15 protein-coding genes and 1 pseudogene are annotated in these 16,597 nt (G+C 68.7%); 8 read left to right on the top strand and 8 right to left on the bottom strand.

Features of this window, described 5'->3' with window-relative positions; all coding sequences use genetic code 11:
- Positions 1-436 precede the first annotated feature (436 nt).
- Positions 437-610 carry a hypothetical protein gene (locus tag CP982_RS41470; RefSeq protein WP_170316314.1) on the top strand — a complete coding sequence of 58 codons (174 nt, stop codon included), beginning with the start codon at positions 437-439 and terminating at the stop codon, positions 608-610.
- 12 nt (positions 611-622) lie between these two features.
- Here CP982_RS41470 and CP982_RS01195 read toward each other — a convergent pair whose 3' ends face one another.
- Positions 623-1,339: a TetR/AcrR family transcriptional regulator gene (locus CP982_RS01195; protein WP_150508725.1), complete on the bottom strand. Its 717-nt coding sequence runs from the start codon at positions 1,337-1,339 to the stop codon at positions 623-625.
- A gap of 100 nt (positions 1,340-1,439) precedes the next feature.
- On the opposite strand from CP982_RS01195, the gene CP982_RS01190 reads away from it, so the two are divergent.
- Positions 1,440-2,633, top strand: a complete 1,194-nt coding sequence (locus CP982_RS01190) for an FAD-dependent monooxygenase (RefSeq protein ID WP_150508724.1) — start codon at positions 1,440-1,442, stop codon at positions 2,631-2,633.
- A gap of 239 nt (positions 2,634-2,872) precedes the next feature.
- On the top strand, positions 2,873-3,292 hold the full coding sequence (locus CP982_RS01185; RefSeq protein WP_170316313.1) for a recombinase family protein: 420 nt from the start codon (positions 2,873-2,875) through the stop codon (positions 3,290-3,292).
- A gap of 311 nt (positions 3,293-3,603) precedes the next feature.
- Here the strand turns inward: CP982_RS01185 and CP982_RS01180 are convergent, their stop codons facing one another.
- The 6 genes from CP982_RS01180 to CP982_RS01160 all read right to left on the bottom strand — a co-directional run bounded on the left by CP982_RS01180 (position 3,604) and on the right by CP982_RS01160 (position 10,510).
- A complete protein-coding gene (locus CP982_RS01180; protein WP_229879385.1) occupies positions 3,604-4,329 on the bottom strand; it encodes a hypothetical protein in 726 nt (241 codons plus the stop codon).
- A 29-nt stretch (positions 4,330-4,358) separates the two neighbouring features.
- The gene (locus tag CP982_RS42065) at positions 4,359-6,404 is read right to left on the bottom strand and encodes an NACHT domain-containing protein (protein ID WP_212669166.1); all 2,046 of its coding nucleotides are present in this window, start codon (positions 6,402-6,404) and stop codon (positions 4,359-4,361) included.
- 222 nt (positions 6,405-6,626) lie between these two features.
- Entirely contained in the window at positions 6,627-7,478 is an 852-nt protein-coding gene (locus tag CP982_RS01170; protein WP_150508722.1) for an NAD(P)H-binding protein, read from the bottom strand.
- Between the two features lie 433 nt (positions 7,479-7,911).
- On the bottom strand, positions 7,912-8,814 hold the full coding sequence (locus CP982_RS01165; RefSeq protein WP_150508721.1) for a hypothetical protein: 903 nt from the start codon (positions 8,812-8,814) through the stop codon (positions 7,912-7,914).
- A gap of 621 nt (positions 8,815-9,435) precedes the next feature.
- Entirely contained in the window at positions 9,436-9,885 is a 450-nt protein-coding gene (locus CP982_RS43195; RefSeq protein ID WP_362137252.1) for a S26 family signal peptidase, read from the bottom strand.
- A gap of 76 nt (positions 9,886-9,961) precedes the next feature.
- Positions 9,962-10,510 carry an MvdC/MvdD family ATP grasp protein gene (locus CP982_RS01160; protein WP_150508720.1) on the bottom strand — a complete coding sequence of 183 codons (549 nt, stop codon included), beginning with the start codon at positions 10,508-10,510 and terminating at the stop codon, positions 9,962-9,964.
- 130 nt (positions 10,511-10,640) lie between these two features.
- On the opposite strand from CP982_RS01160, the gene CP982_RS01155 reads away from it, so the two are divergent.
- The 5 genes and pseudogenes from CP982_RS01155 to CP982_RS01135 form a co-directional block, all read left to right on the top strand.
- A complete protein-coding gene (locus tag CP982_RS01155) occupies positions 10,641-10,904 on the top strand; it encodes a hypothetical protein (RefSeq protein ID WP_229879386.1) in 264 nt (87 codons plus the stop codon).
- Positions 10,905-11,209: 305 nt separating this feature from the next.
- Positions 11,210-11,629 (top strand): hypothetical protein, encoded by a 420-nt coding sequence (locus CP982_RS01150; RefSeq protein ID WP_150508719.1) that lies wholly within the window; start codon positions 11,210-11,212, stop codon positions 11,627-11,629.
- Between the two features lie 832 nt (positions 11,630-12,461).
- Positions 12,462-12,680, top strand: a complete 219-nt coding sequence (locus CP982_RS01145; protein WP_229879387.1) for a hypothetical protein — start codon at positions 12,462-12,464, stop codon at positions 12,678-12,680.
- 1,727 nt (positions 12,681-14,407) lie between these two features.
- Complete coding sequence (locus tag CP982_RS01140) at positions 14,408-15,100, top strand: hypothetical protein (protein ID WP_150508717.1); 693 nt, start codon at positions 14,408-14,410, stop codon at positions 15,098-15,100.
- A 203-nt stretch (positions 15,101-15,303) separates the two neighbouring features.
- Positions 15,304-15,556, top strand: a pseudogene (locus CP982_RS01135) (IS5/IS1182 family transposase); the annotation flags it as partial.
- Positions 15,557-15,741: 185 nt separating this feature from the next.
- Here CP982_RS01135 and CP982_RS43190 read toward each other — a convergent pair.
- Complete coding sequence (locus CP982_RS43190; protein WP_150508716.1) at positions 15,742-16,584, bottom strand: helix-turn-helix domain-containing protein; 843 nt, start codon at positions 16,582-16,584, stop codon at positions 15,742-15,744.
- Between the last annotated feature and the right edge of the window lie 13 nt (positions 16,585-16,597).

Here is a 16,597-nt window from a genome sequence, read left to right as displayed (position 1 = left end):
ATAACCAGCTCCTGGCCGCACGGCTGGCCTGCCCCACTCCTGGTTCAGCAGAAGCGGACAGGGCTTCCGCTTCGACCACATCTTCACCACCACCGCGCACACCCCCCGGATCCGCGCCTGCGCCTACGACCAGACTCCGCGGGCGGCATCGCTCACCGACCACGCCGCACTCAGCCCCAGCCTCGCCACCGACGATGACCGCGACGAGCAACGCCGGGTACCCATGGCCGAAACCACGGCCCCACCCGGCGCCCTCGCGCTGCCATGCGCGCGATCCGCCAACGGCACGACCATGCCCCGTCGTCCCTCCAGCGCGAGCCTCCCCGAACCCGCTTCACGCGATCGATGAATCGCCCCGCAGGGCCCGACAGGCACCGCGTGTGGAACGTCGCGATAATCCGTGGCCCCCACCCGGCCGCCTGAGGGAACTCTGACCGTGACCGCATCCTTCACGCCGCGCGAGCGCCACCGCCGCATCTGCGACGTCCACCTCGTCCTGCTGACCCTGCGCAAGGGCGGATACGCCGCCGTCCCGTGGCAGTTCCCCTCCAGGGCTCAACGGTGTGCCTGTCGCTGTGCGGTGCTCAGCAGGGAAGCCAGACGACTGTGATCCAAGCCGCGGTCAACGTGCGCGCTGGTCGATGAGTGCGGCCAAGCCGTCCAGGATCCGCTGCAGGCCGAAATCCCATGCCTGATCTTGCCCGTCGGACTGGGTGGCTGAATCGAGGGCCGCAGCGAGCGCGGGGAAACGCTCGCCGTGCGCCTGCATCAGATCGCCGAGGATGGTGCCCAGTTGGGCTTCGGGGTTGCCTGCGGGGCCTGCCGCGCGGGCCTGCTGGGTGATGCCGCGTACGTGACCGACCAGCAGGACAGCCGCGTCCATCCGCTCGGCTCCGCTCAATCCGGTGCCGTCCAGGGCGGATACGGCACGCTCCAGCCAGGACAGCTCTCCAGGCCCCATGATCCGCGGCCCGACGGTGGCGTCCAGCGCCCAGGAGTGCTGACGAAAGACAGTGAGTAGCTGCCGGGCCCATTCCTCCAGTTGCTCACGCCAGCCACCACGCCGTGCCTTCGCTGCCGGGTAGGGGCCGATCGCGGCATCCACCATCAGAGCGACCAGCTCGGCTTTGCCGGGCACGTACCGGTACAGCGCCATCTTGGTCACGCCCAGTCGCGCGGCGACCCGCTGCATGGAGACAACGGCCAACCCCTCCGAGTCGGCGATCTCGATCCCGGCCTGCGCGATGCGGTCCAGGTCGAGGGTCGGCCTGGGTCCGCGGGCGGGCTTGGGGTGTGGCCCCCACAGCAGCCGCACCACCTCGGCGTGCTCGCCACCCATGGCCGCCCCTTCCTGCCCTGCCTTGCCGAATCAACTGTGTCTAGAGTACACAGTAAATATCAGTGTCCGGTGGACACAGTTTTCGAGCGGAGGGAAACCCGTGAACAGGAACGTCCTCATCTCCGGCGCGAGCATCGCCGGTCCGGCCCTGGCCTACTGGCTGGGAGGCCATGGCTTCCAGCCCACCGTCGTCGAACTGGCCCCGGCCCTGCGCCAGGGCGGTCAGGCCGTCGACTTCCGTGGCGAAGCGCACCTGACCGTGCTGGAACGCATGGGCCTGCTCCCCGAACTGCGCCGTATCCAGACCGGCGGCAGCCCGATGCGCTTTGTTGATGAACGCGGCCGCACCCTGCTGGACCTGCCGGCCGAGTTCGCCGGCGGTGAGATAGAGGTGCTCCGCGGAGACCTGGCCCGCGTGCTCTACGAGCACAGCGCCCCCTGCACCGAGTACCTCTTCGGCGACTCGATCGTCAGCCTCACCGAGACCTCCTCCGGCGTGCGGGCCGACTTCCAAAGCGGAATCTCACGCGACTTCGACCTGGTCATCGGAGCGGACGGGCTGCACTCCAACGTCCGTCGCCTCGCCTTCGGACCGGAGCAGGAGTACGTGAGCCACCTCGGCTACTACGCCGCCACCTGGCAGCTGCCCAACAACCTGGGAGTGGGAAAGGGCTCCGTCGGGTACAACGTGCCGGGGCGGCTGGCCTCTGTCGGCGCTGACCACCGGGATCCGGCACGGGCAGGGGCATTCTTCGTCTTCGCCTCGCCGGAGCTGTCGTATGACCGCCACGACCCCGCACAGCAGAAGCGTCTGATCGACAACGCGTTCTCCGGCCTCGGCTGGGAGGTGCCCCGCCTGCTCGCCTCGCTGCACCAGGCCCCCGACCTGTACTTTGACTCGATCAGCCGGGCGGACGTGGACACCTGGTCCACAGGGCGCGTGTGCCTCGTCGGCGACGCCGCTTGCGGGGCCACCATCGGCGGCATGGGCACGGGAACCGCGGTGGTCGCCGCGTACGTCCTGGCGGGCGAACTCGCGCGAGCCCAGGGCGATCACCGGGCGGCCTTCGCCCGCTACGAGAGCAGGCTCCGCACGTACGCCCAGGGCTGCCAGGCAGGCGGCGACCGCACCGGGAAGTTCCTCGCCCCCGCCACCGCCACCGGCATACGTCTCCGCAACACCCTGCTGTCCCGGCGCCTGTTCCTGAACGGCATGCTCAAGCTGGGCGAGAAAGTCAGCAGCACCGTGGCCCTGCCCGACTATCCAGCCGACACCAGCCGCGTCAGCTGGTGACTCACGCGTTCTTCACTGAGGGGAGGCCCCGCGGTGGCGGGGCCAGCGGCTCTCATATTCGCGCAATGCCTCTCGCCATGGGGTCTGCGACATGTCAGAGCCCGTCGAACCGGCCGCCACCGTCGAACATTTCGACTGCCCCATCTGTTTCGACTGCCCCATCTGTAAGGTGCCCGCCGGAAGCACCTGCTGCTCTCGCGGCGTCAAGGTCGCCCCCGAAATACCACACCCCGCGCTTCATGCTCATCCCCCAACTCCGCGCCGAGCTCGAAGTCCGCGCCCCCACCGACCGCGGCCCCGGCCACAGGTGGGAGAGAGGCTCCCGCCGTGCCCGAGGCCACCAGGAAGCCCACGAGAGTGGGTACCACCGTTGCCGTACCGCTCAGCAGGAGCTCCAGAGCCAGCTCGACGCCCTCGAAGAGGCGGGCTGTGATCCGGTCTTCTCCGAGAAGGCCAGCACCCGTGTCAAGGTCCGGCCCGAATTCGTCAAGGCCATGGAGTTCGCCCGCACCGTCAAGAAGGCCGTCCCCGACGACCGACTGCGCCGCGCCGCAACGGCTGCACTGCGGCAAGCTCGGCCGCAGCCCACCCCGGCGTCGGCCCCGTCAGCCAACTGCCGCGTCATCATGCCGAGCAGCCGCAGCTCGGGGTCCGCGTAAAGGTCGCGAACAGAGGCCGAGAGGTCCTCGACCATTCCAGGGTGGATCGGCATCGCACCCCCTCGACCGGCACCGTCTGTCGCCGACGCGCGGCATGGATGTGTCACGCCGACCGGTCAGGCCGTCGTGGAAGACCCTCCGGAAGCGTGACAGCTCCGCAAGCGGATCGCCCAGCACGCCCTGTTCCACCACGCTCACCAGCATGGCCTTCGCGTTGAGTCCTGTATCTCTTGGAGGTCCGGAATCATGCGGGGGCGGTTCCGCTGTCCTGGAAATCCTCTGGTGGGTGACCTGCGCTCGCCGTCGGACGGCTACTGCGTCAGGCAAGGATCCTCGAGCGTGGGCTTCCTCCGCTCGCCTTCGGGAGTGAAGGTCAACGATCCGTGGAACGAACCGCCGCCGAAACGCACTGCGAGGAGCAACGGTTGTTCAGGCTGGGGCGGCCACGGTTCGGCCTCTGGCTCGCTGCCGTTCCACAGGTGGAAAACCACCATCGGCAGTTGCGGATCCTTCGGGAGGTAGCCGAGCGTCTTCCCGTACAGAGGATTGGTCCCTCCGAACAGCACAGAGGGAGGGCCGAACTCCGCCGTCACGTCAGCCCAGGTGCGGTCAACCGCGGCCCACCCCCGGACTCGGCCTGTGAGGGCCTCGTATTCCTCAACTGCCAGAACCCGATCAGGCTTGAGCCAGCCCCTTCGGTGTGCGAACTCCGCGTACACCGAGGCGACTTCGTAGCTGCCAGGCTGGGCGGGGAAGACATCCTTGAAGGCCCCCCTGGGGCCGAGGGGGGTCCAGAGCCCCTGCTCTTCCCAACTTCGCTGCAGCTCGTTCCACGCCTCGGGCTGACGCTCGACGAACAGCAGGTGGTCAATCAGGACCCGAAAAGCCACCTCGCCCCCGTACATCCCCGGCCGGCGCAGGGCGAGGTTGAGCTGATCAATGAGGTGATCGTAGATCTCTTCAGCAGCGGCAAGCGGAGTAGGAAGCGTCACGCACACAGTCTTCCGCCTGATGATGACCACGACCACCTGTTCCACTGACGAAGACGAGTGGATGAATCACAAGCTTACTGAGCGAGGTGGCGTTGCAGATCGATGTGCCGGAACTGGTACACCGAACCGACCTGCCGAAGCACGCCGCGCTCGTGGGCGTCCTGAAGGAACTCCATCAGATCCCATGGGACTTTGCCGCGAGCCGCCAGATATGCCCTGGCCATCACAAAGTGACCCCACGCTGTGTGGCTGAGCCAGAGCCCGAGCCAGCCCGCAAGCGCGATGCCGTGCCCGATCCCGAACCGGCCCAGGGACAACCCGACCCCGGGCGTAAGCGCGACTGCGAGCGCGACCGCGAGCAGGCCTGCGACCGCGACCGCGAGCCCGAGGGTGAAGGTACGGCGATCTGAGGAAAGCAGTGCGCCTGGCGCGGTGGTGGAGGCCAGATCGGGCTGCTCCGTCTTCAGCCCGAACGCGAGTACAGCCACGAGCATGACGGTAAGCCCGACCACGAGCATGACTGTGGGCTCGAGTCCGTGCCCGCGCTCGAGCCCGCGTACGAGCCCGCCCGCGAGGCCCGCGAGCCCGAATACGAGCCCGACCACGGACTTGCGGGGTGACCAGCGCAGCCGTGTACTCGGGGCGCACCCTTGCCCGGCCAGGATGAGCCCGGATGCGAGCCCGAGCATGCCCATCAGCCCGCCCATGACCGTGTGCGCGCCCGAAATCAGCACCGGCGCGAGACCGAGCGCGATGCCGACGCCGACGTTGTAGGTGTACGTGGGGAGGACGCGGTGGAGTTCCCACCAGACCAGGTCAGGGCTGCCGCCGCGGTGGGTCTGCAGGAATCGCGCGAGGAAGACCAGAGTGCGATGGGTTTGTTCGGCCTTCCAGCGGAGCGGGCGCGGGTGGTCGGGGGCGTAGGCAGCGGGAACGAAGGCGTCGAAGAGGTGGGTGTCCACGGCGGTGCGGTCAGGGAAGGCCGAGGTGTCACACAGCTGGTCCGGATGCGGGACGGCAGCGGATTCGGGCGCGGACTGGGGTCGAGGAGTGTAGATGCTGCGGGCCAGGAACAGCCCCAGCGGTGTGGTCAGCGCCTGGCCGACCGGGGCGTCAGTGCCCAGGCGGGCGATCACGGCATCCCAGCGGCGGGCGGCGGGGGCGTACGGCCCCCCGGCATCCCGGCGCAGATAGGTGGCCGCGGACTCCGGAGCGAGGGGGAGGAGGCGGATGGCGGCGGCGCCGTTGAGGCGCACCGTGGCTTCCGGCCGGGTGAGAGCGGCCCGGTAAGGGGCGGTGCGGCTGGCCAGGACCAGGGGCTGCTTTGCTGGCAGCGCACGGTTGAGGGCGTCGAGCGCCTCCAGGTGCAAAGCGGGCGGTAGTTCATCGAACCCGTCGAGCAGGAGCTGGATGCGGCCCGCGTCCAACAGTGCCTGGGCCAGGTCACCGGGACCGTTCGTGGCCGTGGTGGTGACCGGGGGCGGGGCCGGGGCGCGTAGGCCGGGGTGGGCGCGGCGCAGCTCCTCAGCCAGCCATGTCTTCAACGGCTGGCTGGGATTCCAGGAGGCCAGCGAGAACAGCACGGGCACCGGGTCACCGTCGGTGCGGCGTTCGATCAGGTCCTGCAGGAGCCGGATCAGCAGCACACTCTTGCCCGCGCCGGGCTCACCCAGGATCACCAGGCGCCGAGTGGGCACGCGGTCGGTGAACACCTCCCCGATCTGGCCATCCAGGCCGGCCAGTCCGACCGCGTCCTGAGGCCACTTGTCGGGATCGCCGGGCGGCCCGCCGGGCCAGGCGCGGGCCAAGTCGGTCAGCAGCGGCCAGGGCTCGGCCAGGTCGTCGTCCGCGGGCCGCCAGGCGACCGGCAGCGGATAGGGATCGTTGACCCGGCGCACCTTCGCCTCGTCCTCCCACTGGTTCTTGACCGCCACAGCCAGCTTCCTGGCGACCCCATCCAGATCCACGGGGGGCACCGTGCCCCGGAACGCCTCCCAGGCCAAGAAGCCCGGCGCCAGGCCCAGCAGCACCGTCACCGCGGTTTCGGCCAGACTCAGGCCGAAAGACCAGGCCACAGCCAACGCCCCGGCCGCCCCCAGCACGAACAGCAGCGGATACACACCCGCACGCCCCGGCACTCGGCCAGGCCCCCCACGTCTCATGCCCCGTCATCCTGCCGCACCCGGTGGCCTCCAGGCATGGGCTCAAGCACAGTAGGACGTTCCTCAAAAGGGTGCGATGCCTTCTGGGTGACGGCGCGTCATGGCCGCGAGGTGACCTCCCGGCCCTCTTGCTTCAACTGTCCGGAGCGCCCGTGTCCACGTCGACATGTACTGCCGTCATCAGCGGAAGTCCGCCGCGTGGTCCGCCGCCCACTCCCGGAAGGATCGTGCGGGGGTGCCCGTGATGCGCTCCACCTCGTCGTTGACCGGCTCCGGATTCTCGAGCATCTCCGCCTGGGCCGGCAGCACGGCCTCCACCAGCTCTGCGGGGTAGCCGGCGGCCTTCATCTGCTCGATGGCCTCGTTCAAAGTGATCTCCTCGAACCGGACCGGCCGCCCGATCGCCTCGCCGATCAGCGCTACCTGCCGTTCCTGGGTGATCAGTTCGGGGCCGGTGATCACCGGGCGGGCACCCAGCAGAGCGTCGCTAGTGAGGGCCTGGACGGCGACCGCCGCCATGTCCGCCTCGTGAATCAGCGGCCGGGCCAGCTGCGCCAGCGGCGCCCGTACCGCATTGGTAGCGCGGACCTCCTGCGCCCATCCCAGCGTGTTGCCCGCGAACCCGGTGGGCCGCAACGCCGTCCACTGAAGGCCCGATGCCTCGACCAGCCGCTCCAGCTCCGTGTGGAACATGGTGATCGCCTCGCCCGGCTTCTCGCTCTCGCCGCCGACCCCGGCGGACGACAGGTACACCACCCGCCGGGCATGCTTCCCGATCACGTCGATCACGTCCGAGGCGCCCTCGGCGCTCAGGAACGGCCACACCAGGAAGACCGCATCGACACCCTCCAGAGCGGCGTCCAGTGACGCCGGGTCACCGAGATCGCCGCGTACCGCCTGTACCCCCTCCGGGAAGTCCGCATCCCCTCTCACCAGCGCCCGCACGGGCACCCCCGCTGCGTGCAGCTGGGCCACCACCGCGCCGCCGACCTTTCCGGTCGCGCCGGTCACCAGGATCCTGGGCTGTGTCATCGAAGTCTCCTCGTCTCGCCGTTCGATGACACGACTCTCGTACATCAACCAAGGTTCAGGTCAACCCCGACCAACAGAGTCACCGACTCAGCACCTGACCTCGACCGACCATCACTCCAGAGACATCGCACCCAACAGCTTTAGGACGCCCGCAAGAAGACCCTCCGGCCTCTCGTTGACCTGTTGGGCGCCCAGGACCATGGTGTCCGGCCACCTGAACCGCGACACCGTCCCGCGCCAACCTCAAAGCCCCACTCGGCAGCCAATAAGGCGCGGTCCAGCAAGTGCGGCACCACGTCGCGTTCGCGGCAAGCCGCTCCTGCGGACCGGCACCCCCCACCAGTCCGGCACGACGACGTGCGCGACATCCGGCCGCACGGGCAGGGCCTGCGGCTCCATCCTCGCGGTCCTGCCATTGCATCAGCGTCCTTGCTCACTCGGCCCGACCACGAGCTGGCAGGAACAAGCCCTTCTGCAAGGTCGGCGGCCTAGGGAGGGTGTATGGGCCTCTTAGCACAGGCGGCTCCTCCACGCCTTCACTGACCACGGAGGTGTCATATCGTTCCGGGCGGCCAGCCACCTCGTAGGTCAACCGCCGGCCGGGAAAGACCACGCGGTACCACTCGTCTCCCCGTCCCGCGGTCGTCACGTTCACCTCGACACCGAACTTGCAGTCCTTATTCCTGGTGAAGAAGGAAAGGTCGAACGCCCTGGCGTCGAAATCTTCGCCCCCGTCAAGATAGATGGCCTTGGCGAAGGCGTTCCCAGAGAGCTTGTACGCGTCCTCGGTAGGTACCCAGCCTTCGTGCTTCCACGGCCTCGGGCTGGGCTCGGTAAGGTCGAAGGCGACTGCTGTGGGGAGCGCCTCGCCTCCGCTGTCTCCGAAGCTGGGGGGAACCACAGCAGTGCCGGTGTAACGAGTGGGCTTGCAGGAGAGGTTGGTGATCCGCATGTTCTGGATCACCACCGTGCCCCGGTGGATGGGAAAGATGGTGACGCGGACCGTGGCCTCATTGACTCGCAAGCCCTTGTTCTTCGCGAACCAGGCCCAGTACTTGTTCGACAGGAATCCGTCGTCTGGCAGACTCTCTTCATTCGTGGTGCGCTGAGCTAACGCGTACCGGCGACTGAACTCGAGGTTCGGCTCTCCAGCCGCGATGTCGATCGCAGGACCGATCGTGAGTCGTTCCTCTTTGGCGTTGTCCTGCTTTTCTTTGTTCCGTTCTCGAGTCTCGGCCTGCTTCGCGGCCTCAGAACTCTCCAGGGCCGCAGGTAATCCCCAGATCGCGACGGCCGATGAGACAAGGACACCTATGACGCCGATCACTGCGAACACCCGAAGGGTCCACTGCCAGACAGTGTTCGGCCGGGCGTTGCCGTCCCCTGCCCCCTCACCGGACGCGGCGGTATCTGTGCGGGTTGGCCCGGGACCAGATGTGTGCGGCCCGGCCGCACCTGCTCCACCCGAAGTCCTTGCCCCAGCCGGGAACGGCTCGCTCGAAGGTGAACCGCTTCTCGGCGGCCCACTACCCGAGGGCGGGACTGACGGAGGCGGGGTGGAAGACATGAAGGCCCCCTGGATGCCGCTGGTGTCGACATACTTCAAGACCGCCCGCGCCCGGCGCTCTTCGCTGTCTGGCACATGCGTGATCGGGTTCTCACAGAGGCCGAACAACCGAACTCATCAGGCTTGAACGGCATCAACGTAACAGCGCGTGCCTACGGCCGGGAGGCCGCTTACGCCATCGGGCAAGAACGGTCATGAAGCGCGATTCTGTGATCAGCACGGTGGGCGAAGAGGCGCTGACGCATCGAACATGACTACCACGAACTCAAACACGGCCTGGGCCTGGACCACTTCGAGGGCCGTACCTGACGCGCTCCGTCTCCGTAGCCACTACCCGTCTGGACACGGTCCGGACCAGCAGGGCACCGGTCGCCCACGGCGCGGTCATCATCAGCGCCACCAGACCGTGTGGAAGGAGATCCACGCCCGCCACCCGGCCGTACCGGACATCTGTGTGACCACCCCGTCCACCCCCAACAGGCACGATCCCACCAGGTGCACCACACTGCGCACCAGGTCACATCCGCCACCTTGAGCTACGGAGGGCGCATGATGCTGGAAGGGCTGGTGCACCACGCCGCCCAGAGGCTGGCCCCGTACCGGGGGATCACTGATGTCAGCGGGCTCGTGCGGTGCGTCCCGAGGCTGGAACGTCCTCATCTCGGGCAGGCTCGCCTTGCGCACTGCCCTGCCGACGACCCATGACGACGGCACCGGGCCGTGATGCCGGGAGTTCGTACTCAGGGGCTGATTGTCGCCCAGGACGACCACGTGACCGGAAGGCACCAGTGTGCCCGGCTTGCTGCACGGAACGTCCGCAGGCAGGGGATCGCCTGGCAAGGCCGCGACCCGTTTGATCGTCAGCGGATCTTGGCCTCGGTCTCGGTGTCCAGACCGGAGCTGGGCTCGTCCAGGATCAGCAGATCCTGGCGCCCTGGTAGGCGCCGATGGCTTTGACGACGTCGGGCGGGGTGTCGATCAGGGTGTAGGAGAGCTGGTCGTAAAAGCGGCGCCAGTCCAGTCCTGGGGAACCGTCGATGCGCACGGCCCATAGCCGCTCGTCGACGGCAGTCCCCCGTACGTCGGCGACCTTGTCCACGCGGTGCTGGAAGAGGTGAGCCGTCGCCGCGACCGAGTCCCCGATCTCGCCGGGCGTGACCTCGGCGACCCAGATGGAAGGGGCCTGTCCGTCCGACGCCGCGTAGCGGGTGTTCCACAGCGGCTTGTAGACCACCGGCCCGTGCTCGACAGCCATACGTCTGGCGGCCGCGCCATCGCTGGTGATCGTCGTGCGCGGCACCCGCAGCCCGCACCGCACGGCGGCGGCGAACTGCGCGGGCTTGTGCTCCGCGTCGCGAATCCGCCAGGGATGATTGACGTAGTGGGCACCGGGCAGCGCGGCCAGCACGCCGCCGAGACCGTAGAGGGCCTGGTCGACACACCACCGCGCGGCATCACCGGTCACCTGTCCGGAGGCGGTGTATGCGCTGGGGCGCCAGAACACCGACCGCACACCGGCGACATCGATACGGCGTGTGGCCGTGGCAATGGTTCCGTGCTGGCCGCGCTCGTCGGCGTGTACGTCTAGGGCGACAGTGCCGGGGAAGTCACCGGGATCGAGCCGAGCCGCCCTGGGCCTGCTCACCGAAGGCATCGGGCTCGGCCTGCTGATCGTCGCGCTGCCGCACTTCAACGACGCCCAGGCCGCGCACCCCGCTCTCACCCGACACTTCGACGTCCTGCGCGAGGCGGACGTCACCGTGCTGCTCGGGCAGGGCGGGTTCACCCCGCACCAGCCCCGCCACGGCGATCTCGACGCGTACCCCTGGCAGGCCGCCACCGACGCGCTGCCCGCCTGACCGGCACCCAGGGGGCGCCCTTGCGGGACTTCGTGGCTGACAGATCCGGGACGGGCGCCGGCTGGGCTGACGTTGCAGCACCAACAGTTCGCGAGCGCGGGCTTCTTCGCCACGGGCCTGCCCGAACCCCCCCCGCCGGACGTGAGCTCGTCGAGCTCGCATGGCCATCCACCGCGGTGATCGGACGGGAGACGGCCGGGTGTCCTCGGGCAGGGGAGCAAGTCGACAACGGGCCTTTGACCTGCGGCGGCTATCTTCCTTGTCAGGAGAAGTTGTCCGGGTGAGAAGGTGAGCGGAGTCATCAGATGACAGCGAACGACATCACGTTGCACGTCGACCGCGACAGGGTCCATGCGGGGGACGATGACGTCCCGCCGCACCGCATCATCGCTGCGACCCTTTCCCTGGGCGGGGACATCACCATCGGCGAGGCCGTTGACGCCATCACCCGGGGCCCCGACCGCTACTTCCTGGCTTCCGTGGTGGGTGGGGCGACCTGGGTGCTGTACGGGGGCCCTGGCATCGAGAAGCCCTACGCGGATCGTGCTGTTGCGCTCGCTGTCATCGCGGAGGGTTCAGACCGGCCCGGGGGGCCGAGGCTAGTGGTCGATCCTGACCTGCCACTGTCCCGTCTGGCGGACGCGGACGGGAGCGTGTCGTTCCATTTCGACTACCTCCGCAGCGCCGACCCGCAGGAGACGTGGCAACGCCTGCGCGCAGCCTGAGAGGGGCGGGGGCCTCTAGAGCGTTCATGCCTGCGTCGGCCCGCTGGCCCGGTATCGGGCCCCCGCCGCTCGCAGCGGTCATCGACTGCGTTCGGTGGCGCAGCTGGCTGGAGGACTGGATTCGCTGTCGAACGCCTCAGCTGGATGGCAGAGGCCTCGCGCCTGGGGCTGATGCCGTTTCTTAAGTGCCGCTTATAGAAGGCGGGTTGCCGCAGCCCGGGCGCCTCGGCCACCTGGAGCGCGCTGCTCTCCCATGGGCTGCAACCGCGCATGCTGGCCGGTGCTCCGCCGGGTGACGTCCCCTCGCTGACCGGAGGCGCGAGTGCGCTCCTGGCAGTTCAGAGAGGGCCTTCGCGTTCTGCGCCGCCGCAGCGACGGCAGCGGCCCTCTGGTGTGTCGGGTGGGTGGTCATGCTCGGCGTAGGAGACGCGCTGCCGACCCTCCGGCAGTGATCCTCCAGCTCGGGGATGGACCGCTTCCTGCCCCCGGTCGGGGGCAGGAAGGGAAGGCCGGCTGGCGAGCCGGGCATAGCAGACATCCTCGGTACGGGTCCGCGGTCTGGGGCCCGAGGCCCCGTTTATCAGCCCGCACCCTGCGCCCTGACCAGTACCGTAAAGGCCACGAATCGTGTCGCAAATGCAATGCTGTGTGAGGAGCTGGTGCGCGGGGAGACGGACAGCGATGGCCAGCACGCAGGCAAAGGGCACGGGTAAGGGAACTCGCCGTCGGCCGAGGGCCGCTGTCTGAGACCATCGGCCGTATGGGCAAGCACCGCCGACCCGGACCCCCTAACCAGCTTTCCCGCTCCGTTCCGCGCGCAGACGCCGCCAACATGCTGGCCGCTTACCACAAGCGGCGCCGACCACCGATGGACGTCTACCGCCGCCACCGGCCCGCGCACGGCGGCGCCGCACACCTGCGACCCGACGAACCACGCGTCCTGGGGCAGTGGAACGACTTCACCTGCATCGTGGTCGGCACTGCCCCGAACCTCGCCACGGCTCAGGCGTGGGAGACCGGGCCGCCGTCCGACGGCGATCCTGCCGTGTAGCAGCCGCCTTCGCTTCCGTTTCTCTAGGGAGAGGCATCGTAGGCGGCACTGCGCAGGGCGTCCTCGTCCTGGATGGTGAGAACGAGGCCGGGAGCAGGGACGGTGGTGGCAGAGGTGACAGGCACGGTGACGTGCTCCTGAATGCGCCGCCCGGCCCGATCCTTGAGGACCTCCTTGACCAGCGGGACCGAGCGCTCCGGGGCTACCCGCCGTGCGACGTAAGACCCGGCCCGGCGCCGCACCCGCTCTCCCGCCCTCAGGGCTCCGCCGGGACCGACGCTGTCGTCAGCGCCACCGGGATCAACGACGCCCTCGCGGGCGGGGCCTGCTGTTCCCGACTCCGGCGTCTACCGGTTGTGCCCGGCGCCGGGTACGTGCACGGCCACGTCGTAGTTGCCGATTCAGGCTCAACGAAGGAGGCAGGACCCCTCTCAAGACGGCATCCACGTGCCGGGCCACACGAGGGGATATCCCCTGTGTAAGGCCCTTCCTGTGCCCTGGGTCGGCGGCTCTCTACCGATGAGGCTCGCGCGGTCAGCCCCACCGATGCTGACGACGCAACGAACTGCCATTTCGCCCGGGCCGCTCCCGTGCTGCGGGCGGTGATCCGCGCCTCCGCCCGCCGTACCGGCACTGCGGCTACTGCGCCTGCTGCGGAGCGGACGGGGGACTGGTCGGCGGCGCTGCCGATGAGGGCGTCACCGGGCTGGCCTCGGCAGGGGTGCCCTTGAGGGGCTGGTGAGTTGTCATGGGGCCCATGCTGCAGAGCGCGCCGCTCCCGGTGTCAGTATCCGCACCCAAGCAAGTGATCGGGAGCGGCTCCGGGGCGTCGCTGGACCACGGATGCGTGCGGCCGGGCCTGGACGGAGCCCATCTGCCACGCTGCCGTCGGGGGCGGTCCCCGCCTCCGACGAGCCGGGGTGAAGCGACTGCCCGCGATTGCGCGGCGTGGGAGTTCTGGCGTGCGGGGCTCCTCCGCGCTCGTGTGGCCGGTGGTGCAGGGCTGGTACCCCATCGGTACCGGCGGCCACCGGTGAGGCGGTTCGCGAACCAGGGGGTGGGACGACATGCCTTCGTCTGCTTCGGTCTCCGCCGACGGCGCCTCCGCGCGGCCGGGTCGGCGCGGCGGGGCGTCGTCGCCGTCACGCTCTGCGCCGAGGTGGCCATCAGATCCACGCCCGCCTTCGACCGGCACAGCGCCGGGGCGTGCGGTGGCTCCTGGTCCTCTCTCTGGCTCGCGGAGCCGCGCAGCGCTGGCCTGCACCGTACGGAAGAGCAGTACCCGAGCTCCCGGCCGAACTCCCTCAGCACGGGGGTCCAGCTCTGCCCAGCAGGCAACCACCGGTTTGCTGCACAGCATTTACCCGCCCCTCCCGCGCAGACTGCGGGTGCCTGCCCGGCGGGAAACGGCCGTGCAGCACGACAACCTGGCCATGTGAGACGTGACAATTCGACGGGCCGTGCCCAGGTCCTTTTGGCGCCGAATCACGTTGACTGCCGCAGTTACGCTCTGAAACGTTCATCTCAGGACATGTCCTTTGAGACATGGACCCGTGATACGGATCAGCACCAAACCGAATTCATCATTGGACTTTCGTGAGGGGAGTGCGATGAGTTCCCGATGGGCATGCAGAGCCACGGGGGCGGTACTGGCCGCTGCCGTAATGGTTCCCTTAGGCGCACAGACAGCACAAGCTGCACTGGCAGCGGAGCGATCGACGCAGTCCGTGACAGAGCCGGGCGCGGCACCATCAGTACAAGCCATCGACTACGTCGCTGTCGCGAAGGCAGCGTACGCCGCCTATCAGCTGTTCACCGCGGGCGGCCTGTCGTTGGAGGAGGCAACGCAGCGGATTCTGACTGCGATCGACTCGGCGAAGACGGAGATCCTCGCCCACATCGACAAGGTTGCCACGGCGGAGGTGCGCTCCTGCGCCCGTCAGGCGGTCATCGACGTCGCCGACATCAGGCTCTTCACGCCGGATACGCTCCAGGCGTTCGCCCGCGACACCACCGGCTGTGTGACCCTGGCCGACAGTCTTCTCGGCGCCGTCTCCGACAAGGGAGCGGTGGATCAGCTCGGCTTCGCCGTCAATGCGGTGGGGCCGATCGCGCTGCTTGCCCGGGCGCGTGCCGGCTTCGACACCGCCGGGCTGAAGAGCACTCTGCGGAGTGCCAATAACTCGGTCCTGACCAAGATGGAACCGGTGTGTACGCGGAAAGTCGTCACGGAGCCCGGCCCGGTCCGGCCCATCGTCGAGGAACAAATCACTTGCACCGCCTACAATGGCAATTCCGCCTCCGATTACAGGCGTATCTCGCCGAACCCGGAACCGCCCATCGACGTTGACAAGCTGAAGGCCGCGGCAGCGGCGAACACCAGCTGGCCGGTGGCAAAGGCGGTGTTGCCTACGCTCTAGTTCTGGCCCGTGTGCCCAGGGTCGGCGGAGGCCCGACCCTGGGCACACGCTGATGCCCTACGGGGTCCCACGGTTTTGCAATCTTTCCCGCCTTTCATGGCATGAAGGCACGAAGGTCGCGACCACGGCAGTGGGCGGAGCTCCTGGCCATCTGCGTAGGTCCTGTGGGGTGGCTGCGCTCCTGCGCCGGGCAGGCCCCTGTCATGGGCGTATCCGAAAAACTGCACGCGCTGGCGCTGGAGGCGTGCGACCGCATGATCGGCCTCGTGCTCGACGAGGTGTTCGTGGACGGCTGCATCACCAAGGCATCCTGCGGCGGTGAGAAGGCTGGCCGCCCCCGGTCGACCGGGGGCGCAGGGCCTGAAGCGTTCGGTGGCCTCCGAAGCCCACGGCGTCCCACTCGGTCTGATCTCCGCCGGGGCTGGAGCAGCAGGCCGCGCTCCGCTGCTCCCTCCCGCCCGGCCTCTTTCAGCCTGGGGCCATCGGCTGTGGTGAGCGCGATGGACAGCGCCAGGTCGTGCCAGCCGGCCTTGCGGGCCAGGACCGCGAGTTGCCGCGCCGACTCGGCGATGGCCAGGACGTTGCCGCTGGTCTCGGCGAGCTGGCGTGCGCGATCGGCAGCCATCCAGCCGAGCTGTTGTTCATCTAGCTTCACCGGCATGCGGGTGGTCATGAGGTAGTTCTGGGCAAGGCGCTCGCAGTGCGCATCCGCATCGCTGCCGGTGCCCGCGGTGAGAGCGTGGCCGGCCCGGATCAGCCGGGGAAGCCACGGAGAGCCCCGTGTGGTGGCAGGCATCGAAGTCGGTGCGAGCACGGGCGAGGTCCCTCTCCAGGACCTGGGCGGACGGCACGGCCACAGGATGGCCCAGGCCCAGCACGGCGTCGCGCAGTTCGGCGAGCAGGGCGTCCCCCAGCAGGGCCTCCCGTGCGGCGGCCGCACGGCCGGGGACGAGCGGAGTGGTGGCCGCTGCGGCAGCCGTCAGCGCCAGGTTCGCGAGCGACTTCCTTCGCCGCACCTGATCATCACTGTCCTCCTGTCCGGGTCTACCCACCCTAGGAGCGGGCAGCCGGGGCAAGGCGGTGGTCGCTTCGATCGCCTGACCGTGTCGGATGTCCGGCCCAGGTGCGGGCGCGAGGAGACCGAACACCCCGTGGGGTAGCTCGAGGGCGTCCGCAAAGTTGCGCCGCACGTCCACGTCGTTCATGGAAGCGATGCCCCGCTCGTAGCGGGAGACCTGGGCGGCCGAGTACCCGGTTTTCTCCCCGAGCTGGGCCAGAGTCATCCTCCGCGCCTGACGGGTCTGGCGTACCAACTCCCCGGGCCTTTCCCCAGCGCCAGGGGCCGCGCGCGTTGCATCTGCCACCTCTGCACCCCGTCTCGTCCGGGTGTAGATTCCCGAATCGATTGCCCCTTTCTCCTCTTCGGTGTCCCTTGTCCGGACCAAGGGACACCGAAGTGAGACGGATGCGCTGTGCTGCACCATCCGAACTCGGCCT

Source organism: Streptomyces spectabilis (assembly GCF_008704795.1).
GTDB lineage: Bacteria > Actinomycetota > Actinomycetes > Streptomycetales > Streptomycetaceae > Streptomyces > Streptomyces spectabilis.
The sequence above is the reverse complement of the archived record's forward strand: the minus strand, read 5'-3'. Positions and strand labels throughout refer to the sequence as shown.

Excerpts from the sequence above, each read along its gene's own strand:
- CP982_RS01195 (WP_150508725.1), bottom strand. The coding sequence starts at position 1,339 with ATGGGTGGCGAGCACGCCGAGGTGGTGCGGCTGCTGTGGGGGCCACAC.
- CP982_RS01185 (WP_170316313.1), top strand. The coding sequence starts at position 2,873 with ATGCTCATCCCCCAACTCCGCGCCGAGCTCGAAGTCCGCGCCCCCACC.
- CP982_RS01170 (WP_150508722.1), bottom strand. The coding sequence starts at position 7,478 with ATGACACAGCCCAGGATCCTGGTGACCGGCGCGACCGGAAAGGTCGGC.
- CP982_RS01150 (WP_150508719.1), top strand. The coding sequence starts at position 11,210 with ATGACAGCGAACGACATCACGTTGCACGTCGACCGCGACAGGGTCCAT.
- CP982_RS01145 (WP_229879387.1), top strand. The coding sequence starts at position 12,462 with ATGCTGGCCGCTTACCACAAGCGGCGCCGACCACCGATGGACGTCTAC.
- CP982_RS43190 (WP_150508716.1), bottom strand. The coding sequence starts at position 16,584 with ATGGTGCAGCACAGCGCATCCGTCTCACTTCGGTGTCCCTTGGTCCGG.